Origin of the sequence: Paractinoplanes tereljensis (assembly GCF_016862435.1) — a bacterium.
GTDB lineage: Bacteria > Actinomycetota > Actinomycetes > Mycobacteriales > Micromonosporaceae > Actinoplanes > Actinoplanes tereljensis.
In genome coordinates this window covers 278,529-302,080 of record NZ_BOMY01000041.1, presented here as the reverse complement: position 1 = coordinate 302,080, position 23,552 = coordinate 278,529, and the positions used below count along the sequence as shown (strand labels likewise).

At 70.5% G+C, this 23,552-nt stretch carries 21 protein-coding genes; 14 read left to right on the top strand and 7 right to left on the bottom strand.

The annotated features are described in order from the left end of the window. Positions 1–3: 3 nt before the first annotated feature. On the bottom strand, positions 4–1,203 hold the full coding sequence (locus tag Ate02nite_RS31875) for an LLM class flavin-dependent oxidoreductase (RefSeq protein WP_203811555.1): 1,200 nt from the start codon (positions 1,201–1,203) through the stop codon (positions 4–6). A gap of 128 nt (positions 1,204–1,331) precedes the next feature. Here Ate02nite_RS31875 and Ate02nite_RS31870 point away from each other — a divergent pair, with 128 nt between their 5' ends. From Ate02nite_RS31870 to paaI, 11 genes are all read left to right on the top strand, one after another. Continuing rightward, on the top strand, positions 1,332–2,015 hold the full coding sequence (locus tag Ate02nite_RS31870; RefSeq protein WP_203811554.1) for an isochorismatase family protein: 684 nt from the start codon (positions 1,332–1,334) through the stop codon (positions 2,013–2,015). After that, a complete protein-coding gene (locus tag Ate02nite_RS31865; RefSeq protein ID WP_203811553.1) occupies positions 2,012–2,821 on the top strand; it encodes an amidohydrolase family protein in 810 nt (269 codons plus the stop codon). The genes Ate02nite_RS31870 and Ate02nite_RS31865 overlap by 4 nt, the downstream gene beginning before the upstream one ends. A 14-nt stretch (positions 2,822–2,835) precedes the next feature. Beyond that, positions 2,836–4,206, top strand: a complete 1,371-nt coding sequence (locus tag Ate02nite_RS31860) for a dihydroorotase (RefSeq protein WP_203811552.1) — start codon at positions 2,836–2,838, stop codon at positions 4,204–4,206. Continuing rightward, the gene (locus Ate02nite_RS31855; RefSeq protein ID WP_203811551.1) at positions 4,206–4,580 is read left to right on the top strand and encodes a nuclear transport factor 2 family protein; all 375 of its coding nucleotides are present in this window, start codon (positions 4,206–4,208) and stop codon (positions 4,578–4,580) included. Before Ate02nite_RS31860 ends, Ate02nite_RS31855 begins: the two co-directional genes overlap by 1 nt. Then, positions 4,577–5,917: an amidohydrolase family protein gene (locus tag Ate02nite_RS31850; RefSeq protein ID WP_203811550.1), complete on the top strand. Its 1,341-nt coding sequence runs from the start codon at positions 4,577–4,579 to the stop codon at positions 5,915–5,917. Before Ate02nite_RS31855 ends, Ate02nite_RS31850 begins: the two co-directional genes overlap by 4 nt. Beyond that, the gene (locus Ate02nite_RS31845; protein WP_203811549.1) at positions 5,914–6,498 is read left to right on the top strand and encodes a helix-turn-helix domain-containing protein; all 585 of its coding nucleotides are present in this window, start codon (positions 5,914–5,916) and stop codon (positions 6,496–6,498) included. Before Ate02nite_RS31850 ends, Ate02nite_RS31845 begins: the two co-directional genes overlap by 4 nt. Before the next feature lie 148 nt (positions 6,499–6,646). After that, positions 6,647–7,693 carry an ABC transporter substrate-binding protein gene (locus tag Ate02nite_RS31840; RefSeq protein ID WP_203811548.1) on the top strand — a complete coding sequence of 349 codons (1,047 nt, stop codon included), beginning with the start codon at positions 6,647–6,649 and terminating at the stop codon, positions 7,691–7,693. A gap of 27 nt (positions 7,694–7,720) precedes the next feature. Next, the gene (locus Ate02nite_RS31835; RefSeq protein ID WP_203811547.1) at positions 7,721–8,488 is read left to right on the top strand and encodes an ABC transporter ATP-binding protein; all 768 of its coding nucleotides are present in this window, start codon (positions 7,721–7,723) and stop codon (positions 8,486–8,488) included. After that, positions 8,485–9,285 (top strand): ABC transporter permease, encoded by an 801-nt coding sequence (locus Ate02nite_RS31830; RefSeq protein ID WP_203811546.1) that lies wholly within the window; start codon positions 8,485–8,487, stop codon positions 9,283–9,285. The genes Ate02nite_RS31835 and Ate02nite_RS31830 overlap by 4 nt, the downstream gene beginning before the upstream one ends. Further along, positions 9,282–10,079 (top strand): ABC transporter permease, encoded by a 798-nt coding sequence (locus tag Ate02nite_RS31825; protein ID WP_203811545.1) that lies wholly within the window; start codon positions 9,282–9,284, stop codon positions 10,077–10,079. Before Ate02nite_RS31830 ends, Ate02nite_RS31825 begins: the two co-directional genes overlap by 4 nt. Continuing rightward, the gene (gene paaI / locus Ate02nite_RS31820) at positions 10,076–10,504 is read left to right on the top strand and encodes a hydroxyphenylacetyl-CoA thioesterase PaaI (protein ID WP_239147840.1); all 429 of its coding nucleotides are present in this window, start codon (positions 10,076–10,078) and stop codon (positions 10,502–10,504) included. Before Ate02nite_RS31825 ends, paaI begins: the two co-directional genes overlap by 4 nt. Here paaI and Ate02nite_RS31815 read toward each other — a convergent pair. Beyond that, a complete protein-coding gene (locus Ate02nite_RS31815; protein ID WP_203811544.1) occupies positions 10,501–12,183 on the bottom strand; it encodes a family 43 glycosylhydrolase in 1,683 nt (560 codons plus the stop codon). The genes paaI and Ate02nite_RS31815 overlap by 4 nt on opposite strands. 106 nt (positions 12,184–12,289) lie before the next feature. On the opposite strand from Ate02nite_RS31815, the gene Ate02nite_RS31810 reads away from it, so the two are divergent. Continuing rightward, positions 12,290–13,759: an ATP-binding protein gene (locus Ate02nite_RS31810; protein WP_203811543.1), complete on the top strand. Its 1,470-nt coding sequence runs from the start codon at positions 12,290–12,292 to the stop codon at positions 13,757–13,759. Here the strand turns inward: Ate02nite_RS31810 and Ate02nite_RS31805 are convergent. Continuing rightward, a complete protein-coding gene (locus Ate02nite_RS31805) occupies positions 13,756–14,688 on the bottom strand; it encodes a helix-turn-helix transcriptional regulator (protein WP_203811542.1) in 933 nt (310 codons plus the stop codon). The two genes, Ate02nite_RS31810 and Ate02nite_RS31805, sit on opposite strands and share 4 nt — an antisense overlap. 62 nt (positions 14,689–14,750) lie before the next feature. Here Ate02nite_RS31805 and Ate02nite_RS31800 point away from each other — a divergent pair, with 62 nt between their 5' ends. Together Ate02nite_RS31800 and Ate02nite_RS31795 are read left to right on the top strand one after the other, a co-directional pair. Then, a complete protein-coding gene (locus Ate02nite_RS31800) occupies positions 14,751–15,152 on the top strand; it encodes a VOC family protein (protein ID WP_203811541.1) in 402 nt (133 codons plus the stop codon). 10 nt (positions 15,153–15,162) lie between these two features. Beyond that, positions 15,163–15,927: a GNAT family N-acetyltransferase gene (locus Ate02nite_RS31795; RefSeq protein ID WP_203811540.1), complete on the top strand. Its 765-nt coding sequence runs from the start codon at positions 15,163–15,165 to the stop codon at positions 15,925–15,927. A 4-nt stretch (positions 15,928–15,931) separates the two neighbouring features. Here Ate02nite_RS31795 and Ate02nite_RS31790 read toward each other — a convergent pair whose 3' ends face one another. The 4 genes from Ate02nite_RS31790 to Ate02nite_RS31775 form a co-directional block, all read right to left on the bottom strand. Further along, entirely contained in the window at positions 15,932–18,166 is a 2,235-nt protein-coding gene (locus Ate02nite_RS31790; protein ID WP_203811539.1) for an ATP-binding protein, read from the bottom strand. A 70-nt stretch (positions 18,167–18,236) separates the two neighbouring features. Continuing rightward, positions 18,237–21,308 carry a S8 family serine peptidase gene (locus Ate02nite_RS31785; RefSeq protein WP_203811538.1) on the bottom strand — a complete coding sequence of 1,024 codons (3,072 nt, stop codon included), beginning with the start codon at positions 21,306–21,308 and terminating at the stop codon, positions 18,237–18,239. Between the two features lie 144 nt (positions 21,309–21,452). Next, positions 21,453–21,974, bottom strand: coding sequence for a peptidase M23 (locus Ate02nite_RS31780; RefSeq protein ID WP_203811537.1), 522 nt, complete (start codon positions 21,972–21,974; stop codon positions 21,453–21,455). An 89-nt stretch (positions 21,975–22,063) separates the two neighbouring features. Next, positions 22,064–23,509: an AbfB domain-containing protein gene (locus Ate02nite_RS31775; protein WP_239147839.1), complete on the bottom strand. Its 1,446-nt coding sequence runs from the start codon at positions 23,507–23,509 to the stop codon at positions 22,064–22,066. Between the last annotated feature and the right edge of the window lie 43 nt (positions 23,510–23,552).

Here is a 23,552-nt window from a genome sequence, read left to right as displayed (position 1 = left end):
GGCTCAGTCCCCGGTCAGCGGGCCGAAGCCGGCCGGCATCTCGGGCCGGACCGGCTCGGGCGCCGCCTCCGGGAAGTGCGGCATGATCTCCTCGGCGAACAGCCGGTTGGACCGCATGACCTGCTCCTGGTCGAGACCGGGGATCCACGACCAGAGAACGAGCCGCGGTACGCCGTACTCGTCCTGCAAGTTCTTGATCTGTGCCCTGACGGTGTCGGGCGAACCGATGAACAGATGTTCGCGGGGGTAGAGGAACTTCCACCACTCGCCGGTCTGCTCCTCGTCGGTGAGCTTCTCGCCGGGGTTGGCGAACATGCCGCGGGGGCGCACCCCGCCGACGTAGGAGTACAGCGCGTTGATCAGCTCGCGGGTGTCGGCCTCGGCCTGCTCGTCGGTCTCGGCGACGTAGACCATCCGCATCAGCGAGACGCCCTCGCCGCGGGCGGCCGGCCGGCCCAGCGTCTCGGTGAGCGCGCCCTGGTAGGCGTCCATCACCTCGCGCAGGCCCTCGCGGGAGCGCAGCCAGGTGATCACGTTCATCCGCTCCTGGGCGGAGGTGACGAAGCCGGGCGTTTTATCCAGAAGATTCCAGAGCGAGGGGTACGGCTTCTGGTACGGCTTCGGGATGATCGACATCGCGATGTACTCGCCGTCCTCGGCCCGCCAGAGCGGGTTGCGCGGGTACCAGGTCGCGCCGTCCGGGATCCCGGGAGCCGGGAACGTCCAGAATTCGCCCTGGTGTGAGAACGCCTCCTGGGTCCAGGCCTTCTTCAGGATCTCCATCTGTTCCAGGAAGAAGCGCCAGTTGCGCTGCTCGTCGGCGCCCCGGTCGGCGGCCGGGTAGAAGTTGGTGAACTCGCGGCGCTGGATGCCGCGGGCGACGCCGATGTCCAGCCGGCCCCGGCTCATCTGGTCGAGAAGTGCCAGGTCCTCGGCCAGTCGCAGCGGGTGCCAGAACGGCGGCGTGACCGCGCCCGTGCCGATGCGAAGCCGCTTCGTAATCCCCGCGACATAAGCCCCGGCCAGGATCGGGTTGGGGTTGATCTCGAAACCCTCGCCACCGAAGTGGTGCTCACCCTGCCACAACGTGCCGAAACCGGACTCGTCGAGATGCACGATCTGTTCCGTGGCCATGTCGAGGAGTTCGCGATAGGACCGGGTGTTACCCGGGTTGTCCATCGTGAACAGGTAATCGAACTGCACAACGCCTCCCACCAGCCGTGAACCTATGCCGGACAGGTTTACAGGGTCGCAGGACATGTGTCCAGTGTTAGTTGATGCATTCCGGTATTGGTTGACACCCGGCGAGCAGGCAACTTAACCTCGGCGCCATGTCCAGTTCTTGGTGGCCAACGGCTCTAGCCGCGGCGGACGAAACCCTGTACGACCGGGCCGGCTTCGGCCGAGTGTCCGGTCTGGGTGTACGCCCGGCGCTCCTGGTGATCGACGTGCAATACCGCACGGTCGGCCACTCGCGTGTGCCGATCGATGAGGCGATGAACGAGTTCCCGACCGCCACGGGTAACCGGGGCTGGGGTGCCGTCGACCGGATCGCGGTCCTCCTGGCGTCGGCGCGGAAGGCCGGCATCCCGGTCTTTCACCCGCACGTCGCCCCGAAGACCAAGCTCACCGCCGGTGGTTACGCCGGCAAGACGCCGACGCTGGCCTCGACCGGCGCCGGGGCGTACGACTTCGTCGCCGAGGCCGCCCCGCGGGACGACGAGCCGCTGATCGCCAAGGACCACCCGAGCGCGTTCTTCGCGACCGGGCTGCTCACCCACCTGGTTCAGCGAGGTGTCGACACCGTGCTGCTGGCCGGCGCGACGACGAGTGGCTGCGTTCGGGCCAGCGCCGTGGACGCGTTCTCCTACGGCTTCCGGGTGGGTGTGGTGGGAGACGCTGTCTTCGACCGCTTGGACGTCGTACACGAAGTGGCGCTCTTTGATCTTGCTTCCAAGTACGCCGACGTGCTGTCCGTGTCGGAAATCGACGCCTATTTCGGAAAAATAGCGTGAGAGTCGACTGGCACAGCCACACCTGGCTGCCTGAGCACCTCGGCCCGCACTGGGGGCCGGAGCTGGACGCCAACGTGTCCGCCCATCCGAGCGCGGACGGCGACTGGGACGCCCATCAGGAGGCGATGCGCGAGGCCGGCGTCGACGCGGCGGTGATCCTCGGACTGGTCGCCTGCGAGATCGACCTGGACATCCCGAACGAGTACATCGCCGGGCTGGTCGCTTCCTCGCCGGACCGCTTGATCGGCTTCGGCAGCGTGGACCCCTCCGATCCGCACGCGGTCGACAAGGTTCGCTACGCGGCCACCGACCTCGGGCTCAAGGGCCTCAAGCTGTCGCCGCCCTACCAGGGCTTCCACCCGCACAGCGACGAGGCGTTCGCGGTCTACGCGGCCGCCGCCGAGCACGGCCTGGCGCTCACCTTCCACCAGGGCGGGGTGTTTCTGCGCAGCGGCTATCTGGAGTACGCGCAGCCGATGCTGCTCGACCGGGTGGCCCGCACGTTCCGGGACACCAAGATCATCATCGCGCACGCCGGGCAGCCGTGGAGCTTCGAGACCGCGGCCGTGATGTTCAAGAACCCGAACGTCTTCACCGACCTCTCGGCCCGGTACGGGCGCCCGGCGCAGCTCACCCAGATCCTGCAGAACCTGCTCGATTACGGCGTCACCGACCGGGTGCTGTTCGGCTCGGACTTCCCGATCTACCGGCCGGCCGACTGCCTGGAGCAGTTCCGGTCCCTGCCGTTCGACCCCTTGTTGCTCGAGTCGATCATCGACGACCGCCCGCTCAGCCTTCTTTTTTGAAAGAGGAGAACCGCATGCAACCTCCCTTTGACCTCGTGCTGACCGGCGGCACGGTGGTGCGCCCTCGGGACGTGCCCCGGCCCGCCGACGTCGGCATCCGGGACGGCAAGATCGCGGCTCTTTTGAAAAACGGCACCGCAGTCGACGCCGCCGAGCGCGTCGATGTCACCGGCCTGCATCTCTTCCCCGGCGGCGTCGACCCGCACAACCACATCGCGCTGTCGACCTCCGGCCTGGAGGAGTACCGCACCGACACCGCGGCGGCGGCCAAGGGCGGCGTCACCACGATGATGTACATGCTCTCCAACGGCGGGTCGTACCTGCCGATGCTCGCGGAGCACACCTCGGCGGCCTCTTCGCTCTCGCACATCGATTTCGGTTACCACTGCACGCTGATGACCGACGAGCACATCAGCGAGATCGACGAGTACCGCAGCCAGTACGGGCTCCGCTCGTTCAAGTACTTCATGCACTTCCGGGGCGACGAGGGCGCGTACCTCAACGTCGAGGGCACCCACGACGGGCGCTTCTTCGGCATCGCCCAGGCCGTCGCCGCCCGGGGTGACCTGCTGCTGGTGCACGCGGAGAACCCGGAGATCGTCTGGGTGCTGCGCGACGAGCTGATCGCCGCCGGCCGGGACGACCTGGCCGCCTGGGACGAGTCCCGGCCGCCGTTCGTCGAGGCCGAGGCGATCCGCAAGGCCACGTTCTTCGCCCAGCGCACCGGCTGCCGGATGTACTTCGTGCACGTCAGCACGGCCGACTCGCTCGACCAGCTGCGCAAGGCCCGGGTCGAGTTCGCCTCCGACTCGCTGTTCGCCGAGACCTGCCCGCACTACCTGACGCACACCTCGGACTGGGCGGGCGGCGTGGTCGGCAAGGTCAACCCGCCGCTGCGTACGGCCGGGCATCCCGACGCATTGTGGGCCGCCCTCGCCGACGGCACCGTGAACACGCTCGGCTCCGACCACGTCGGCCGGCAGCGGGTCGCCAAGGAGGGTGGCATCTGGAAGGCCAGCGCCGGTTTCCCGGGCGCGCCGACCACGCTGCCGGTGCTGCTGTCCGAGGGCTATCACCGCCGGGGCCTGCCGCTGCAGCGGATCGCCGAGCTCACCGCCAAGAACCCGGCCGAGCTGATCCAGGCCGACCACCGCAAGGGCGACATCGCCGTCGGCCTCGACGCCGACCTGGCGATCGTCGACCTGCAGAAGACCCGGACCCCGGACCCGGCCTGGCTGGGTACGTTCTCCGACTACTCGCTGTACGAGGACATGCCGCTGAAGGGCTGGCCCCGGCACACCCTGGTGCGCGGTCAGTTCGTGGTGCGCGACGAGGAGCTCGTCGGTACGTCCGGTTACGGCACCTACATCCGTGGGGAGGACTGATGAGCAACCTGGCCGTACTGCAGGGCTACTTCGACGCCATGAAGGCCGGCGGGCCGCCCGCGGCGATGCCGTTCTACGCCGACGACGTCATCTTGGAAGTGCCCGGCTCGCACCCGGCGTCGGGCACGTACCACGGTCACGCCGGGGTGGGGGAGTTCGGCGCGACGATGGCCCGGCTGACCGGTGGCACGTTCCGGCTGGTCCCGGACGAGCTGCTGGGCGGCGACGAGCACGTCGTCACGGTCGCCACCGCCACCGCCAACGGGGTGAGCTGGCGGCGGCTGATCCTCTCCACGGTCCGCGACGGGAAGCTCGCCACCGTCCGGTTCTTCGAGGGCGACCAGGACCTCGTCGACAAGGCGCTGAACCCGTGACCCGGCTGATCACCGCGCCGCTGGCGTTCATCGGCGACGAGTGGATCGCCGACGCCGCGATCGAGATCGACGGCGACATGATCGTGGCGGCCGGCCCTGCTTCGGCTTCAAATGGCGCCGAGGTCGAGCATTGGGCCGACCGGGCGATCGTGCCCGGCGGCGTCAACGGGCACGGGCACACGTTCCAGGCGCTGATCCGGGGCTTCGGCGACGACCTGCGGTTCGCCGACTGGATGGGCAAGCTGGTGCACCCGACCGCGGCCGGGCTGGACCGGGACGCGATCAAGCTGGCCGCCCGCTACGACTTCGCCGAGATGCTGCGGATGGGCATCACCACCGCCGTCGAGTTCTTCTACCTGCACGACGGCGGCAACGACAACGCGATGGCGATCATCGAGGCGGCACGGGAGGTCGGCCTGCGCGCCGTACTCGCCCGGTGCATGTTCGACGCCGATCCCGGCCCGCCGCGCTACCAGGAGTCCCCGGCGCTTTTTGAAAAGAACTTCCGAGAGTTGCGGACGGCGGTGGCCGGCGACCCGCTGATCGACGTCCACCCGGCCCCGCACTCGGTACTCGGGGCCGGTCCCGACATGCTCGAACTGGCCGCCGCGCTCGGGGCCGAGTTCGACGTCCCGGTGCACGTCCACCTGGCCGACAGCCAGGGCGAGGTGGACACGTCGATCACCCGGTTCGGGGTGACGCCGATCGGCCGGATGGCCGCGCTCGGCGTGCTCGACGAGCGCACCCTGGCCGTGCACGCGGTCCGGGTCGACAACGCCGACCTCGCGCTGCTGGCCGAACACGGCAGCACGGTCGTGCACAACCCGTCGGCCAACGCCTTCCTCGGCGGCGGCATCGCGCCGGTCCGCCGGATGCTGGACCGGGGCATCCCGGTCTGCCTCGGCACCGACGCCGGGGGAGCGAACAGCCGCCAGTCGCTCTTCGAGGAAATGCGGATGGCCGCGCTGCTGGCCAAAGCCAAAGACCGCGACGGTACGGCGTTGACCGCGACCGACGTGCTGCGGATGGGCACCTCGGCGGGCGGGCGCGCACTGCGCCAGCCGGTCGGCCTGATCGCCCCCGGTTACCGGGCCGACCTGGTCGGTCTCGACCTGACCGCGCCCTCGCTGCGGCCCCGGCGCACCGCCACCCAGAACGTCATCTACTCGATGCTGCCGGAAGCGGTGGAACGAGTGGTGGTCGGCGGCCGGACCGTCGTCCGGGACGGCCAGGTTCTGACCGTTGACCTGGCGGAGATCGGGGCGGCGGTGGACACGCTGACGGCATCGTGGACACCACTGACCGGAACCCACCCGACCGATACTGTGCACACGTGACGACGCCCGAGGACCTGACGACGGATGCGGCCGGCTTCGAGCGGAAGCTGGGCACCTACATCCGGGAGCTCCGGCTCGATCGCAAGGTGTCGCTGCGGTCGCTGGCCGCCGAGTCGGGTGTCTCGGTGAGCTTCCTGTCCCAGGTCGAGCGGGGCGAGGCCAGCCCGTCGATCGCGACGCTGATGCGGATCGCCAAGGCGCTCGGCCAGACCATCGGCAGCCTGTTCGAGAGCCGGTCGAACTCCCGGCTGGTGCGCTCCGGTCAGGGCCCGCGACTCGTCCACCCCAACCGGGAGTGGGACGAGGAGCTGCTGACCCCGCGGGCGTTCGGCAAGCTGCAGGTGATCCGCTCGACGCTGGCGCCGCGAGGCAACACCGGCGAGGGAATGCTGGCCTACGGCGCCTCCGAGACCGCCGTGTTCGTGGAGCGTGGACGTGTGGACGTCTGGCTCGGCGCGGAGCGCTTCGAACTGCGGCAGGGTGACTGCCTCTCGTACGACCCGAGCACCCCGCACCGCCTCGAGAACCCGAGCGACGAGCCCGTGGTGCTGCTGTTCTCGAGCGCTCCACCGTCGTACTGATCAAGCAGTTACTGATCTTGTAGTTACAACCCCGAAACACCGGTGCCGTGCGAGGTAACTTGCGGCCCCTAGTGTTCGGTATAGGTGAACAGGATTCCATCCTAACTGGAATGAAGCCCCCCTCTTCGCGAGTTTAGGAGCCGCCGCTATGACGGTGCTGTCTTTCTCCAAGTCACGATTTGTCGCAGTTCTGGCCGCCGCAGCCCTTGCCCTGACCGCCTGTGGAGGCGGCGACGGAGACTCCTCCACCGCCTCCACGGAAACCGATCACGGCGCCCTCACCGTTCAGCTGTCCTGGGTCAAGGACATCGAGTTCGCCGGCGAGTACTTCGCCGACTCGAAGGGTTACTACAAGGAGGCCGGGTTCAGCTCGGTCAACCTGGTGGCCGGCCCGGGCTCGACCGAGACCCAGGTGGCCTCGGGCAAGTCGCTGATCGGGATCAGCGACCCGATCACGGTCGCCCAGGCGATCAACAACGAGCAGGCCCCGCTGAAGATCATCGGCGCGACCTACCAGAAGAACCCGTTCACGATCCTGTCGCTGGCCAACAAGGCGAACATCACCAAGCCGGCCGACCTGGTCGGCAAGAAGGTCGGCGTGCAGACCGGCAACGAGGGCCTGTTCAAGGCGCTGCTGGCGGTCAACGGCATCAAAGAGTCGGACGTGACCATCGTCCCGGTGCAGTACGACCCGTCGGTGCTGACCAACGGCGAGGTCGACGGTTACCTGGCGTTCGTCACCAGCGAGTCGATCACCCTGCAGCAGCGTGGCTTCAAGGTGCAGAACCTGCCGTTCGCCGACAACGGGCTGCCGTTCGTGACCGAGAGCTTCGTGGTCAGCCAGGACTCGATCGACAACAAGCGGGCCGCGCTGGAGGACTTCCTCTACGCGACGATCCGGGGCTGGAAGGACGCGGTCGCCGATACCGACGGCGCTGTCGACCTCGCGGTGAAAAACTACGGAAAGACCCTGGATCTGGACGCCGCGACCCAGAAACTGCAGGCCACCGAGGCGAACAAGCTGATCCAGAGCGACGAGACCGCGACCAACGGCCTGCTCACGATCTCCGACACGGCGATCAGTACGAGCCTCGCGACGCTGAAGGCCTCCGGCGTCGAGATCGGCAGCGGTGACCTCTTCGACACCTCGCTCATCGCCGAGGTCTACAAGGACCACCCGGACCTGCTCAAGTGACCTGCCCGTCGATCGGAGAACCACGACATGCCTGAAACCGGCATCGACATCCGCGGTCTGAGCAAGAACTTCACCCTCCGCGGGTCGGTCGTCACGGCGCTGCAGGACGTGTCCCTCTCCACCGAGCAGGGAGAGTTTCTCTCCCTGCTCGGCCCGAGCGGATGCGGCAAGTCCACGATTCTGCGGATCCTCGCCGGCCTGGAGACAGCGTCCGAGGGAACCGCCACCGTCGACGGCAAGACCCCCCGCGAGCTGCGTGAATCCCACAAGCTCGGGATCGCGTTCCAGGACGCGGCGCTGTTGAGCTGGCGGTCGGTGGAGAGCAACATCCGGCTGCCGCTGGAGGTCGCCGGGGTCAAGCCGGAGCGCGGCCTGATCTCCGGGCTGATCGAACTGGTCGGCCTGCGCGGTTTCGAGAAGGCCAAGCCGGCCCAGCTCTCCGGCGGCATGCGCCAGCGGGTGGCGATCGCCCGCTCGCTGGTGCTGCAGCCGTCGGTGCTGCTGCTGGACGAGCCGTTCGGCGCGCTCGACGACATGACCCGGCAGCGGCTCAACGGCGAGCTGCTGCGCATCCTGGGCGAGAAGCCGGCCACCACCGTGATGGTCACCCACGGCATCGGCGAGGCGATCTTCCTGTCCGACCGGGTCGCGGTGATGAGCGCCCGGCCCGGCCGGGTCGTCGAGGTGATCGAGGTCGACCTGCCCCGGCCGCGCAGCGCGGAAATGCTGCGCACGCCGGAGTTCCACGCGCTGCAGGACCGAGCCTCGGCGTTGCTGTTCGAGGGCGCCCCATGAGGGGCTGGCAGCGCGCCGGGATCGGCGCGGCCGGGGTGGTCGCGGTCTGGTGGCTGCTGGCCGACACCGTCCTGAAGAACGTCGGCGCAGCCTCCGCCGACGGCGGCGGATCGATCCCCGACCCGGCCCGGGTCGTCTCCACCGCGGTCGGCGACGGCTTCTCGTTCTACTGGCCGAACGTGTCCCTCACCCTGCGCGAGGCGGCCATCGGCTTCGTCTTCGGCAATCTCATCGCGATCCTGCTGGCCGCGGCGGTGATGGTCGTACGGCAATTGGAAGGGATCGTCTCGCAGCTGGCGGTCGTCTCGTACTGCATCCCGATCGTGGCGATCGGCCCGATCCTGCGGATCCTCATCGATCCGCCGCAGAGCGGCGCGATCGCCGGCACGGCGGTCTTCCTGGCCGGGATGCTGGTCTTCTTCACCACCGTGGTGGGCGCGCTGCTCGGCCTCAAGGCGGCCGACAAGGCCGCGCTGGACCTGGTCGCCGCGTACGGCGGTTCCCGCTGGCAGCAGCTCACCAAGGTACGGATCATCGCGGCCATTCCCAGCATCCTGGCCGCGCTGAAGGTCGCCGCCCCGTCGGCCTTCCTCGGCGCGGTGCTCGGCGAATACCTAGGCGGCGTCGACGTCGGCGTCGGACCGGCGCTGATCAACGCCCAGCAGACCCTGCAGATCCCCCGCACCTGGGGTCTCGCCCTGGTCGCCGGGCTGGTCTCGCTGGCCGGCTATCTGATCGTGGCCCTGATCGGCCGGTTCGCCGCGCCGTGGGCGGCCGGCACGAAGGAGGGCCGATGAACGGCTTGCGGGTAGCGGGTGCCATCGGCCGGAGCGCCGGGCGGACCGCCATCTCGATCGTCGCGATCCTGGTGCTCTGGGTCGCCGGACTGCGCGTCTTCGAGGTCCCCGCGTTCGTCGGCAAGGGCCCGATGGACGTCATCGACTACTACTTCACCCTGCCCAAGGCCGCGCAGAACCGGTCCGAGGCGCTGCACCTGCTCGGCGCGACGCTCGGCGACGCGCTTGTCGGCTTCGTCGCCGGTCTGGCCGTGGCGCTGCTGGCGGCGGCCCTGTTCCTGCTGTTCCGGCCGCTGGAGAGCGCCCTGCTGCCGATCGTGCTGCTGCTCCAGTCGGTGCCGCTGATCGCGATCGCGCCGATCCTGGTGCTGATCTTCGGCCGGAGCACGGTGACCGTCGCGGTGATGGGCGGCCTGGTGGTGCTCTTCCCGGCCCTGGTCAACATCACTTTCGGCCTGCGCAGCGCCCCACGCACCGCGATCGACCTGGTCACGGTCTACGGCGCCACCCGCTGGCAGTCGCTGCGCAAGGTGGCGGTGCCGGCCGCGGTGCCCGCGCTGTTCGCGGCGGTGCGGATCTCCGCGCCCGGCGCGATCACCGGCGCGCTGATCGCCGAGTGGCTCGCCACCGGCAAGGGCATCGGGTACGCGATCGTGGCCGCCGTGGGCGAGTCGCGGATCGGTGCGGTCTGGGCCCTGGCCGTGCTGATCACCCTGGCCACCCTGCTGATCTACCAGGTGATCGGCATCGTGGAATCCGCGGTGCTGGCCCGGATGGGATTCACCCAGGCATGAGTATCGCTCTTCGCTCGGCCGAGGTCATGCTGGCGGCCGACCGGGCCAGCCGGGCGCTGGGGATCGAGCTGCGCAGCGCCGGCCCCGGCACCGGCGAGGTCACCATGGTGGTCCGGCCGGACATGGCCAACGGCTGGGACATCTGCCACGGCGGGCTGATCGCGACGCTGGCCGACACGGCGTTCGCGGTCGCCTGCAACTCCTACGGCGTGCTGTCGCTGGCGGCCGGCTTCGACATCACCTTCCTCGAACCGGGCCAGGTAGGCGACCACCTGCTGGCCCGGGCCGGCGAGCGCGCGGTGAAGGGCCGCACCGGCGTCTACGACGTCACCGTCTTCCGGCTGCGCCCCGACGGCACCCCCGGCGACCCGATCGCCGAGTTCCGTGGCCGCAGCCGCAACGTAGGCCGCCCCATTCTCGACTAGGGCTGCTCCAGGCGCGCTGTCACGGCGTACCCGTCGCGGTTGATCAGTTGGTGGCCATCCGCCATCCGCCACCGGGCGGCGGGACCGCCCAGCGGGCGGCCGTTCGCGGCGTTGACCACCCGGTAGTAGCCGTCCGCTACGTGGTCGAAGCGCCACTGGCGGCAGCGGTTCGGGTGGCCCGTACGGAACGTGACCTTCGCGCTGCAGCCGTCCAGGGAGCGCTGGCCGGTTGGGTCGGTCAGCAGTATGTTGCCGATCGGCTGTAGGCGGAACTGCTGGCAGGCGTTGCCGGTCGCGGTTGCCGTCTGTACCGGCGTGCCGGCGCCGCCGCAGCCGGCGCCCTGCAGGACCCGGCCGGCCAGTCTGCTCTGGATGGTCGACCAGCCGTCCTGGGCCGGGACGAACTGGAAGCGCTGGCAGGCGTTGTTCAGCCAGCCCCACTGGGCCACCCGGGCGCCGTCGGCGTTGACACACGCGGCGACCTCGGCGACCTTGTTGCTGAAGCGGTTGCCCAGGCTCACGTCGCCGTTGCCGCGCTCGTCCGGACGCCACTGCTGGCACGGGTCGCCGGTGGCCGGGACGGCCAGCTGCAGGTCGGCTCCCTCGTAGCCGCACGACGGGTTGGACACCACGCTGCCGTCGACGCGGTTCACCAGGGTTACGTACGCCGGTCCGTGGCCTATCTCCCGGCTGCCGGACAGCGGATCGCCCAGCGCCGGCCACCCACCGGCCCATCGGATCGGCCGGACCGAGAGCTTGGGCAGGCCGTTGTCGTTGAGGTCGTAGTAGTGGTGGGCGTAGAGGTCGCCGCCGATGACGTCGCCGCCGCCCGGACCGCGGAACTCGTGGTAACCGCGCAGCAGTTCGGTGCCGCCGCCGGTCAGCATCGGCACTCCGGCCCGGTCGAGGTACGGGCCGGTCACGCTGGTGGCCCGGCCGACCACCACCCGGTAGTCGCTGTCGACGCCGCGGCAGCAGTAGTCGAGGCTGGCGAACAGGTAGTAGTAGCCGCCGTGCCGGGTGATCGACGCACCCTCGATCGACGCCCCGCCGCGCGAGGCGAGCGAGTAGAGCGCCGGATCGTCGCCCGACAGCATCCCGGTCGCCCGGTCGAGCCGGCGCATCTTGATCCCGTCCCAGAACGACCCGAACGCCAGCCAGGCCCCGCCGCCGGCGTCGAGCACCAGCTCGGGGTCGATGGCGTTGAAGTTGTCCGGCGCCCCCGACCGCAGCACCAGCCCGCGGTCCACCCAACGGTAGTCCGGGCTGGCCGGGTCGAGCGTCACGTTGGTGGCCAGCCCGATCACCGAGTTGTTGGTGCCGAACGACGAGGCCGAGTAGTAGAGGTGGTAGAGCCCGCCGAAGAAGCTGATGTCCGGAGCCCAGAAGTCCGGCGGCGTGGTGCCCAGCTGCTCGGTGACCCATCCCGGCGCGGTAGCGAAGACCGTCCCCAGGTCACTCCACTGCACCAGGTCAACTGACCGCCGCATAGGCAGATAGGTACGCGTGGCGGCGTCCCCGGTGATGAAGCTGTAGTAGTACCGCCCCTCCCGGATGACGGTGGGGTCATGCGCGATCGGGTCACTGGCCGCAGCCGCAGCCGCGCCCGCCGGAATCACCACGAACGACCCGAGAAACAGCACCAGAACAGCAAGCACGCGCCGCACGGCGATGGTCATACCATGCATGGTCGTCGATGATCCGCGCCCGCGCCAGAGTTGAGCGGAAGTATAGTTCCGGGAACTATACTTCCGTAACCCGTCCGCCTCTGGAAGGCTGCGTTTCATGGACAAACCGCCCCGGATCTTCGGCCGTGCCCGCGAGTGGGACGGCCTGGCCGCCTTCGCGACCAGGCCCACCGCCGTGACGGGGGGCGGCGCGTCGCTGGGGGTGGTGAGCGGCCGGCGTCGTCAGGGCAAGAGCTTCCTGCTGCAAGCGATGGCCGAGGCGGCCGGAGGCATGTACTTCGCCGCCACCGAGGCCACCGAGACGGAGTCGCTGCGCCTGTTCACCGAGGCACTCGCGCGGCACACCCGCGAGTTCATCGACGCACCGTTCCGGGACTGGAACGGTGCGATAGCGCACCTGTTCCACAGTTTCCGCGACCGCCCGAGCATCGTCGCGATCGACGAGTTCCCGTTCCTGTCCAAGACCTCACCGGCGCTGCCGTCGATCATTCAGCGCGAGCTCGGCCCCGGAGGCAGCGGCCGGACGAGCTCGGCCCGGTTGGTGCTGTGTGGATCGGCGATGTCGGTCATGGGTGGCCTGCTGGCCGGGCAGGCACCACTGCGCGGCCGGGCGAGCCTCGAGCTTGTCGTTCAACCGTTCCGGCATCGGGAATCGGCCGAGTTCTGGGGCATCACCGATCCCCGGCTCGCCGTCCTGGTTCACGCGGTCGTCGGCGGAACTCCGGCCTACCGCTCCGAGTTCACTCAGGGCGACTCCCCGGCCACGGTCGAGGAATTCGACGCCTGGGTGGTCCGGACCGCGTTGAACCCGCAGACGCCGCTGTTCCGGGAGGCGCGATATCTGCTGGCCGAGGAGTCCGCCATCCGCGACCCCGCCCTCTATCACTCGGTGCTGGCGGCGATTGCCGGCGGCAACAACACCAACGGCGGGATCGCCAGTTTCATCGGGCGAAAGACCGACCACATCACCCATCCGCTCAACGTCCTGGAGGACTGCGCGCTGATCGCCCGCGAACCGGACCTGCTCCGGCCGGGCCGAGTCCGGTTCCGGATCGTCGAACCGCTGATCACGTTCTACGAGGCGATCATGCGGAAACGCTGGGCCGAGCTGGAGATCCACCGCGCCGAGCAGGTCTGGTCGACGACCCGGCAGACGTTTCTCACCCAGGTTGTCGGCCCGCATTTCGAGGCCCTGTGCCGGGCCTTCGTTCTGGAGTCCGGCGACACTCTCTTCGCGGAGCACCCCGCGGAGGTCGGATCCGGCACGGTCAACGACCCGGAGAACCGCGCACAGATCGAGATCGACGTGGTCGCGTTGTCCGCGCAGCAGGCGAACAACCCCCGGCGCATCCTGTCCCTGGGCGAGGCGAAATGGGGTGAGGTCATCGGCCACCATCATCTCCATCGACTGGCCAGGGCGCGTGATCTGCTGCAGCCGAAGGGCTACGACACCGAAGACACGGTGCTTGCTCTGTACGGCGGCGCCGGGTTCACCGCCGAACTGACGGCCGCCGCCGCAACGGACGACCGGATTCTCCTGGTCGACCTCAACCGCTTGTACTCCTAGCCAGGGGCGTAGAGGTGCGCCAGCTCGGTGCCGATGCGGGCTAGTTCTTCGCGTACCTCTGGTGGGTTCAGGACCTCTATGGTTGCGCCCCAGCCGGAGAGGGTGCGGGCTATGTCTCGGGGGGTTGGGGCGGCTACCCGGGCTTGGATTCGGCCGTCGGGCAGTTGGTCGCCTGGGTGGCAGTGGCGGCCGAAATGGTCTTGTAGGACCCAGAGGAAGCGCTCCGGGATCAGCACCGTCGCCCAGGTGCGGGAGCGGTTGTTCTCCAGGGTCTCGACCACCCTGTCCCAAGCCGTTTCCAGGGTGAAATCGGCGGGGCGGGCGAAGGTCTGGTCGGACAGGGTCAGGTTGGTTATGCGGTCCAGGCGGAAGGTTCGCTGGCCCTTTTCGGTGCCGGCTATCAGGTACCAGACGCGGCCCTTGTCGATCAGGCCCCAGGGGTCCGCCGTACGCGGCTGGGCCTTGTAGTCGAACTTGATCTTTTGACGCTTGACCACCGCCTCCTGCAGGCGGCGCACCTCGGCCGGGCGGTCCGGAGTTTCCTGGCCCCAGCGGGCCGGGTCGACGACGGTGGCGTCGGCGGCGGCCTGGGCGTCGGTGCGGTAGGTCTCCGGCAGGGCGCGCATCAGCTTGCGCAGGGCGGCCTTCACCTCCGGTGACGAACCCGCGGCCGGACCGGCCAGCAGGAACAACGCCTTGGCCTCGGGGGCGGACAGGCCACTGAGATCGGTACGGGCGCCGCCCACCAACTGCCATCCGCCGTGCCGGCCGGGCTGCGGGTAGACCGGGATGCCGGCCGCCGACAGCGCCTCCAGGTCGCGGCGGGCGGTGGCCACCGAGACCTCCAACTCGGTGGCCAGCTCGGCGGCGGTTACCCGGCCGCGGGCCTGCATCAGCAGAAGTACGGCTAGGAGGCGGTCGGCTCGCATGACCCCGATACTGCCTGGAAAAGTGCTCAGAAGGTGAGCACTTTTGCCGTGAGGATCGAGTCATGACTCTTCGCGGACTGACCACGATCACCGTTTTCGCCGACGACCTCGACCGGGCCCGGGCCTGGTACACCGAGGTGTTCGGCCTCGAGCCCTACTTCGTCCGCGAGGGGGCCTATCTGGAATGGCGGGTCGGCGACTACCAGCACGAGTTCGGCGTGCTGAACAGCAAGTTCGCGCCGCATCCGGTCAGCGGCGGGCCAGCCGGGGCGATCGTCTACTGGGCGGTGGACGACGTCGAGGAGGCCTACCGGCGGTTGCTGTCACTGGGGGCGGCGCCGCACGACGAGCCGACCGAGCGCGGGCCCGGCTTCGTGACCGCGTCGGTGCTCGACCCGTTCGGCAACATCCTCGGCGTGATGCTCAACCAGCACTACCGCGACGTCCTCGCCAAGCATCAATAGCCTGAGGCGCATGACGATCGAGGCCGACTTCATGTACGACTACGAGACCCGGATGCCGGAGGCCGCGCGGGACCGGCTGGGGGTGCGGTCCGCGCGGATCGGCAGGGGCGTGGCCCTGGCGATGGTGCACGACCCGTCCACCTACTGGAGCAAGGCGCTCGGCTTCGGCTTCGACCTCGCGCCCGAGGTGCTCGACGAGGTGCTCGAGTTCTACCGGGAATCCGGTGCCGAGCGGGCGGTGATCCAGCTGACCCCGCCGTTCGCCGAGCTGGCCCGGGACCGCGGCCTGGAACACGCCGGCACCTGGGTCAAGCTGGCCGGGGATCCCGCCAAGGTCGCCGCGCCCGCCACCGAACTACGAATCGGCCCGGTGCCGGCCGGCCGGGCGCGGGAGTGGGCCGACCTCGTGCTGGGGACCTTCGGGATGCCGGCCGGCGACCTCACCGAGATGCTGGCCGGCACGGTCGGCCGGCCGGGCTGGCATCCGTTCGCGGCCTTCGACGGCGAGCGGATCGTGGCCGGGGCCAACCTCTACGTCAACGGCTCGGAGGCCGCGCTGAACGCCGCCGCCACCCGCCCGGACGACCGGGGCCGGGGCGCGCAGTCGGCGCTGATCGCGGCCCGCGCCGCGGCCGCCGCCGAGGCCGGGTGCCGGCAGATCTTCGCCGAGACCTGGAAACCGGCCGACGGCGCGCACAACGGATCGCTGGCCAACATGCTCCGGGCCGGGCTGGCGCCGATCTACGAACGGGACAACTGGATCTGGCGGCGGTGACCGGTCAGGCCAGCAGGCGGGCGGCGTCGCGGCCCCAGGCCGGCAAACCCTTGCCGGCCACCAGGGCCAGCGCCGCCGTGGCCTCGGCCCGCCCGTCGGCCCGGGAACCGCGCGCCAGCAGCAGTTCCGCCAGCGCGGTCCGGGCCGGGATCAGCGGCCACACCGCGCCGACCCGCTCGGCCTCCGCGATGACCTCGCGCATCCCCTGCTCGGCGACCTCGCTCTCGCCCTGCCGGTAGCGCAGCCGGGCGAGGTACAGCCGGGCGTCCGGCATGGCCAGCGGCAGGCGGTACGGCCGGGCGAGGAACCGCAGCAGCCGCTGCTCCAGGCCGGCGTGCCGGTCGGTGGCCAGGTCCAGCCCGAACGAGGTCAGCTCGACCAGTGGCCGCAACCGTTCGTAGTCGGCGTCGTCGACCAGCTGCCGGCCGGTGGCCAGCATCGTCGCGGCCAGTTCGAGGTCGCCGACGTGCAGCGCGCCCTGGGCCCAGTTCAGGCAGGCCCGGGCGCGTTCGCGCGGATTGCCGGCCAGCCCGGCGGCGGTCTCGGCGATGGCCGGTCCGGCGGCCGGGTCGCCGCTCTCCAGCAGCAGGGACAGCCGGGCGATCTCGACCGCCAGGACGGCCGAGGGATCGCCCGACCGGGCGGCGGCCACGGCCGCCTCCGCGCAGCGGGCCTGGTGCTCGGTCAGGTGCCGGCCGACGACGGTGTCCGGAGCGGACAGTACGGCCAAGGCCCGCGCCCGCCGGCCGTCCTGCCGCAGGTAGGGCACCGCGCGTTCGATCTCCTCGTAGCCGGCGCGGGCCTCGCCCTGCTGGCGCAGCATCCGGCCCAGGGCCAGGCCCAGTTCGCCCCGGGCGCCGGGTGGCAGCCGGCGGTCGGCGACCAGTTCGCGCATGACCGGGATGGCCGAGGCCTGCGCGACGCTCTCGATGGCCGACCGGCCGAGCTTGGCGGCCAGCCGGACCCGGACCGGGCGCGGCAGGCCCGGATATGCGGTGGTGCCGAGCAGGAAGCGGGCCGCGGTCGCGTCGTCGCCGCGGGCGGTGGCCAGGTCGGCGGCGGCCTCGGCGTTGCGGACGTGGTCGGCCGGGCTGCCGGCCTCGCGGTAGTGGTGGGCCAGCCGGGCGTACGGGCGGGGCTGCTGCTCCTCGAGCAGGCGGGCGGTGCGCAGGTGCAGATGCCGGCGGGTGACCGGGGGCAGCAGCTCGTGCAGGACCTGACGGGCCAGGGTGTGCCGGAACCACAGCCGCCCGTCGCGCTGGTGCAGGAAGCCGGCCGCACGTGCCTGCTGCAGGGCGGCCAGGATCGTACCGTCGTCGGTCTGGGTGATCGCGGCCAGCGGGCGCGGGTCCGCGGCCTGACCCAGCACGGCGGCCGCGCCGAGAATCTCCCGGGCCGGTTCGTCGAGGTGCCGCAGCCGGGCGTGCAGGACGTCGCGCAGCAGGGCCGGCACGGCGACGTCGGCGAGGGTGTCCGGATGCTGCCGGATGGCGGCCATGTCACCGTCGGTGAGTGCCCGCACCACCTCCTCGACCAGGAACGGGATGCCGGCCGTGCGTTCGTACAGGTGGGTGGCGAACGCGCCGGCGTCGGGCCGGTCCAGCAGGGCGGTCGCGAGCCGGCCGACCTCGTCGCGGGTCAGCGGCGGCACCCGCAGCCGGCGTACCGCCGGGCTGGGCTGCCACCCGGCCGGGAACGAGCCTTCCCGGACGGTCATCAAAACCTTCAGGCCGGGTACGGGGTACGCGCCGAGATGGTCGATCAGCTCCAGGGTCGCCGGGTCGGCCATCTGCAGGTCTTCGATCGCGAGTGCGAGCGGCGCGAGTGCGGCCAGCAGGGCGGCCGCCGCGCGCAACAGCCGCATCCGTTCGGCGTCCGGACCCGGTAGCGCCGGCAGCGGCGGCGGAAGCTGATCGGCGAGCGGCGGCAGCAGCCGGGCCAGGACACCGGTGACCGGGTCGGGGGTCCGCAGCGGCGGCAGCGTGCCGGTGGCGTGCGCGAGCCGGAGGCCGTCCAGCAGCGGGCCGAGCGGCTGCGGTTCGCGCAGGTCGTCGCAGTGCGCCACGACCACCGGCAGGCCACTGTCCAGAAGGGACTCGACGACCAACCGGCTCTTGCCGACCCCGGCCTCCCCGCTGAGCAGCACCATCGGTGACGCGCGCACGGTGGCGAGCAGCTTGCGCCGCCCGACGAACAGCCCGGGCGTGGGGAGGGCGAAGAACGCGGTCAGTTGAGACACCGAGGGCGAGGTTAACGCGGGTGTCCCGCGGGCCGCCATGGCCCGCGGGACACGCTGACGCGGGGGGACGTCAGCCGGTGATGTCGACCGGGATCCGCTGGACGACGGATTTGCCGTCACCGACCACCAGTACGCCGTGGTACTGCTGGCCGGCGGTGAGGCCGGACCAGCGCACGGTCACCCCGACCGTGGCGCCGGCGGCCGCGGAACTTGACGACGGGCTCGCCGTGAACTTGCCGACGGTGGTGCCGGGCGCGCCCGGCGTGATCACCGTAAGGCTGTACGGCTGGCCGGTCTCGCCGGCCGGCAGGTAACCGAGGTCGACCTGCTCCACCACCAGCGTGTAGTCGCCGGCACCATCCGGCAACTGAAGGGTGGCGGTGTGCGGGTTGTGCATGAACTGGGCGTCGACGAACCCGCCGGTGGCGTCGAAGACCTTGGCGTAGAAGTCGCCGCAGGGGATGCCCTCGTGCTCGTCGTCCCAGTAGCAGCGAGGCAGCGCCGAGTCGATCCGGACGGCCGAGCCGAGAGTGCCGGCCGGCACGTGGAACTTGGTGACCTTCATCGTGGCGGGCGCCGGGTCGGGGATCGTCTCGTACGTGTCGTCCCAGCCCTTGGCCAGGCCGTCGAGGCGGAACGCGGTAGTCGTACCCGCGGTCAGGCCGGCGGTTGCCGCGGTGAGCGTACCCTTCCATCCTTTCTGGATCTTGATGGTCTGGCTGCCGTTGCCACCACTGCCGGTGACCGACGCGGGGGCGACGATCTGCGTGTTGCGAATGAGGATCGGGCTGCGCACGTGGTGGCCGAGCAGGTCGACCCAGGTGATGTTGCCGGCGACCGGCTTGTCGTAGGCGCCGCCGTTGTGCGACACCGTGACGGTGAAGGTGACCGAGGCGCCCGGCTTGATCTCGAAGGTGGCCGGGCTGACCTTGACGGTGTAGCCCTTGGGCTGCTCGATCTTCACCACGTAGCGGCTCTTGAACTTGCCGACGTTGGTGACCGTGCGCTTGACCGACTGCGCGCCGACCATGTTGCCGAACGCGATCGACGGGTAGTTGAGGTCGACCGACTTCATCGACGTGACGCCGGTGCAGTTCGGCACCTCGGCCCAGTCGTTGGAGTCCTCCCGGTTGTCGTAGGCGCCGCAGGCGAACTGCTGCCACTGCTGGGCGGTCGACTGGTAGACCAGGCCGGGATCGAGCGACGCGGCCGGGACGACCTCGCCGGAGCCGTAGTTCAGCGGGGTGGCCGGCTCGTCGACGTACGAGATGGTGTTGCCCTTGTCGGTGCGGTCGCGGGAGCCGGTCATCAGGGCCGACTGGATCGCGGTCGGGCCCCAGCCCGGGTGCTTGGCCTTGACCAGGGCGGCGATGCCGGCGATGTGCGGGGCGGCCATCGAGGTGCCGGACATCATCGTGAAGTCGCCGTCGTGCTCGGCCGGCGAGACCGCCGCGACGACGTCCGCGCCGGGGGCGCCGAGGTCCGGCTTGATCAGGTCGCCGCCGCTGAGCGAGGACGGGCCGGACGAGGAGAAGCTGGCCACCGCGGGCGCCTCGACCTTGGTGAAGGCGCCGGCGGACAGCTTCGCGGTGCCCTTGCCACCGGCGGCGTACTGCCGGATCGCCTCGCCGGTCGCCTGGCCGACGTGCGCGGTGGGGACCGCGTGGAAGTCGGCGAGACCGTCGCCCGCCTCCCAGAACGGCTGGTACAGGATCATGCCGACCCCGCCGAGGCTCTTGACCAGCTCGCTCTTGGCGACGCGGCCGGAGATGCCGCGGGCGCAGAGCACGATCTTGCCCTTGACCTTGGCCGGATCCAGCCAGTCCGGCAGGCACATCGCCGAGTAGTAGCCGTCGGAGTCGCTCGTCCCGGCGACCTCGCTGTCGATCAGCGGGGCGCTGCCGAGCGCGGCGCCGATGCCGATGCCGGTGTAGGTGGTGCCGTTGCCCAGCGTGATGGTGCGCAGCCAGCGGTGGTCCTGCTCGGTGGCGGCGACGGTGGTCACCCACGGCGCGGTGTTGTCGACAGTGCCCTCGCCCGGTCCGGCGTTGCCGGCCGCGGCGGCCACGAAGACCCCGGCCGCGGCGGCGTTGAGGAAGGCCTCGTCGATCGGGCCCCACGCCTCGCTGTCGTCGCCGATCGAGTAGTTGAGGACATCCACGCCGTCGGCGACCGCGTCCTCGATCGCGCCGAGGATGTCGGCGGTGCTGCCGTACGCGCCACCCGCCCCGTCCGACCACAGCGCCTTGTAGATGGCGAGGCGCGCGCCCGGTGCCATGCCGGTGATGGTGCCCATGTCGATGCCGCCGACCGTCGCGTGCACGCCGTTCAGGCCGGCCGCGGTGCTGGCGGTGTGCGTGCCGTGGCCGTGGCTGTCGCGCGGCGACAGGAACTCGGCCGGGTTCATGGTGGAGAGGCCGTCGTTGTCGTACCAGCGGGCGCCGATCACCTTGTTGTTGCACTTCGGCTTCTCGACGGTGCCGAAGTCGCAGACGCCGTGCCACTTGGCGGCGATCGTGGCGGCGTCCGGCCGGGGCGTGGGCAGGGCCGCGAAGCTCTTGCTCTCCGGCCAGTAACCGCTGTCGATCACGCCGATGATGGTGCCCTCGCCGGCGTGCGTGTCGCCGCCGAACTGCTGCTGCCACACGCCGCCACGGCCGGTGAGCCCGAGCTCGTCGGCGGTGTTGGAGACCAGCGCGTGCACGGTCTTGTCCTGGTAGACGCCGGCTACCCCGGCGGTCTTGCGCAGCGTGTCGGCCTGCTTCGCGGTCAGCTGCGCGGAGAAGCCGTTGAAGGTGGTGTCGTAGGCTTTGCCGACCTTGACCCCGGCCTTGTCCGCGACCGTGGCGCGGCGCCGGCCGAGGTAGGACCGGTAGGACCCGGCCGCCGCGGTGGTCCGGCTGAGCCGCTGCCCGGCGGCGGCCTTCGTCTTGTCGTACGCCGCCAGGGGTGCGTCGGTCAGCCGGACCACATACCGTCCGGCCGTGCTGGGTGCCTTGGTGGCGGTGCCGTCGCCGAGCGGGTCGGCGAGAGCGGGCGTGGCCGGCAGTCCGAAACCGGCGGTGGCGACCAGCAGGGCGGCGAGACCGGATCCCAGCCGCCGGCCTGCCCGCCGTGAGGAATGGTTGTCGATGGGTAGCACAGCGCGAGTCCTCTCCCTCGGCGGTAGTGCCGCCGAGCGAGCTGAACCTACGAACCACTCCGCACGGTGGACAGTGGCCGACCGGGAACCGGAACCGGCCGAAACGCGCCGTTTACCAAACGCGCCGATGCCGGAAACAATTGCTCAATGGGCCGTCGTGCAGGCGGAGGCCGGGTGGCTCAGCTGGTCGACCAGGGCGGTCGCGGCCGGGACATGCTTGGCGTACGCCTCCGGAAAGGCCGATATCTGTACGGCCTGGGCCGCCTCGGTGACCCGCATGTCCTGCCAGCCGCGAAGGCGGAGCAGCTTGTCGTAGAACTTCTGGGTCTGGTACTCCGGGTCGGACAGCTGCTTGGGCGTTCCCCAGCCCTGGCTCGGGCGCTGCTGGAACAGGCCGATCGAGTCCCGGTCGCCGCCGCGCAGGTTACGCAGGCGGGACTCCTGCAGGGCGGTGGCGACCGCGATCACCTGGCCCTCCTTCGGCACCCGCCGCTGGTTGCCGACGGTGACGATGGTGCGCGCGTTGGCCATCTGCTCGTCACTCCAGGCGCCCTGGACGGCGGCGGACGTGGCGGGCGCGGGGGTGCAGTCGGCGTCCGCGCGGAGCAGAGGGCTGATGACAAAGCCGACCAGGGCGGCGACGACGATGACGAATAACGCGCGCACGACGAGACGTACCTTCCGGGTTTGGGGTCCGGCGAAGGGTACAGGTCGATCGATCTACCTGTACGGATGTGTCTCGGGTGGCCGTTCGGTCAGGCGAGCGGGCCGCGGACCAGGAACGAGCTCTGGCTGCGGAAGTCCGCGCTGGTGTCGTCCTGGTCGAGCCACAGCTCGTCGCGGACGTGCCGGATGAAGAAGCCGGGGTAGTTCTTCGACTCCAGCCTGATCGAGCCGACGGCCGACCCGGCGCGCGGGCAGAAGGTCGCGTCCTGGCGGAACAGGACGGTGCCCACCTCGGTGTCGGTCCGCAGCCGGAACGACTGATGACGCAGGAAACGGCCGTCCTGGCCACGGAACGAGACGCAGGCCGGGTCGGCGATCCCCGAGACGGTGAGCAGGGTGGCCCGCTGCCGGGCGTCGGTATCGCTGGACGGGCTGACCTGGGCGAGAAGTCCGGTGTCGGCGAGGACCGCGACATATCTCCCGGTGGTGTCGGCCGACTCGAGCGACACCTTGCCGGCCGCCAGTAAACCGGCCGGCCGGCTCGGCGCGGGCGAGACGGTCCGCTGGTGTGGCCCGGACGTTGTCCACCCGGACGTCGGCACGGCCACTCCGGCGGCCAGGACGACCGCGCTGACGGTGGCGACCACCGGGTGTGCCCCGATCATCTGCGCGGCGCCACCGAGCCAGGTCGCCCCTTTGGTGAGCGCCGCTCCGGCCGTCGTTTTGGTGAGCACCGCGCCGGTCAGGGCCGCTGGGACGGTGACCAGCGCCAGGCCGGCGAGCAGCCGCTCGACCGGGAGCAGGCCGTCCGCCGCCGGCGTGCAGACCGGGCAGGAGCGTACGTGCCGGCCGATCCGTTTGCGCCAGAACGCGGTCGGGCTGCTGTCCCAACCGGCCACGATGCCCTCCAGCTCGGCGCAGCCGGGGGCGGCCTCCAGGGCGGCGACGATCCGGCGGCTCAGGTCGAGCTGTTCGCGCATGCGTTGAATACGCACGCCGGTAACCGCCGCGCTGTCGTGCAGAGCGTGAGCGATGTCCGCCCGGGTCAGCTCGCCGACCGTCTCCAGCGACCACAGCGAGTAGAGGGCTCTCTCCCGCGCGCCCATCCACCGGGTCGCGTGCCCGATCTGCCGGCGCTGGGTGGCCAGGTCCGCCCGCAGCAGGGCCGGGCCCTCCACCTCGGCGGCCGCATCGGGCCGGCCATCGGCCTCGTCGAGCGTCGCGGCCCGGTCCGCGTACCGGTTGTCCCGGGTCCGGTGGGTGGCGATCTGCCGGAAGGCGGTGGCGGTCAGCCAGGGCCGGAAGCTCGCCGGGTCGCGCAGGCCGGGCAGCTCCCGGAAGGCCCGCAGCATGATGTCCTGCACGACGTCGTCGACATCCGGATCGCCGGGCATGGCCTGCCACACCAGGCGGTAGACGAACGGCAGCTGGAGCCGGGCCAGCTCATTGAGCGCGCCGCGGTCACCGGCGCGTGCCGCGGTGATGACGGCGACGTCCACGATGGCGTCCTCCATGGTCAGGTACGGGACTCGCATGCTACGAGCGAATCCCGTACCTGACTATCGGAAGTTCTCTACT

Bases quoted from the DNA above. Each gene is read 5' to 3' on its own strand.
- Ate02nite_RS31870 (WP_203811554.1), top strand. From the start codon at position 1,332: ATGTCCAGTTCTTGGTGGCCAACGGCTCTAGCCGCGGCGGACGAAACC.
- Ate02nite_RS31860 (WP_203811552.1), top strand. From the start codon at position 2,836: ATGCAACCTCCCTTTGACCTCGTGCTGACCGGCGGCACGGTGGTGCGC.
- Ate02nite_RS31855 (WP_203811551.1), top strand. From the start codon at position 4,206: ATGAGCAACCTGGCCGTACTGCAGGGCTACTTCGACGCCATGAAGGCC.
- Ate02nite_RS31840 (WP_203811548.1), top strand. From the start codon at position 6,647: ATGACGGTGCTGTCTTTCTCCAAGTCACGATTTGTCGCAGTTCTGGCC.
- Ate02nite_RS31835 (WP_203811547.1), top strand. From the start codon at position 7,721: ATGCCTGAAACCGGCATCGACATCCGCGGTCTGAGCAAGAACTTCACC.
- Ate02nite_RS31830 (WP_203811546.1), top strand. From the start codon at position 8,485: ATGAGGGGCTGGCAGCGCGCCGGGATCGGCGCGGCCGGGGTGGTCGCG.
- Ate02nite_RS31825 (WP_203811545.1), top strand. From the start codon at position 9,282: ATGAACGGCTTGCGGGTAGCGGGTGCCATCGGCCGGAGCGCCGGGCGG.
- paaI (WP_239147840.1), top strand. From the start codon at position 10,076: ATGAGTATCGCTCTTCGCTCGGCCGAGGTCATGCTGGCGGCCGACCGG.
- Ate02nite_RS31815 (WP_203811544.1), bottom strand. From the start codon at position 12,183: ATGACCATCGCCGTGCGGCGCGTGCTTGCTGTTCTGGTGCTGTTTCTC.
- Ate02nite_RS31810 (WP_203811543.1), top strand. From the start codon at position 12,290: ATGGACAAACCGCCCCGGATCTTCGGCCGTGCCCGCGAGTGGGACGGC.
- Ate02nite_RS31805 (WP_203811542.1), bottom strand. From the start codon at position 14,688: ATGCGAGCCGACCGCCTCCTAGCCGTACTTCTGCTGATGCAGGCCCGC.
- Ate02nite_RS31800 (WP_203811541.1), top strand. From the start codon at position 14,751: ATGACTCTTCGCGGACTGACCACGATCACCGTTTTCGCCGACGACCTC.
- Ate02nite_RS31795 (WP_203811540.1), top strand. From the start codon at position 15,163: ATGACGATCGAGGCCGACTTCATGTACGACTACGAGACCCGGATGCCG.
- Ate02nite_RS31775 (WP_239147839.1), bottom strand. From the start codon at position 23,509: ATGCGAGTCCCGTACCTGACCATGGAGGACGCCATCGTGGACGTCGCC.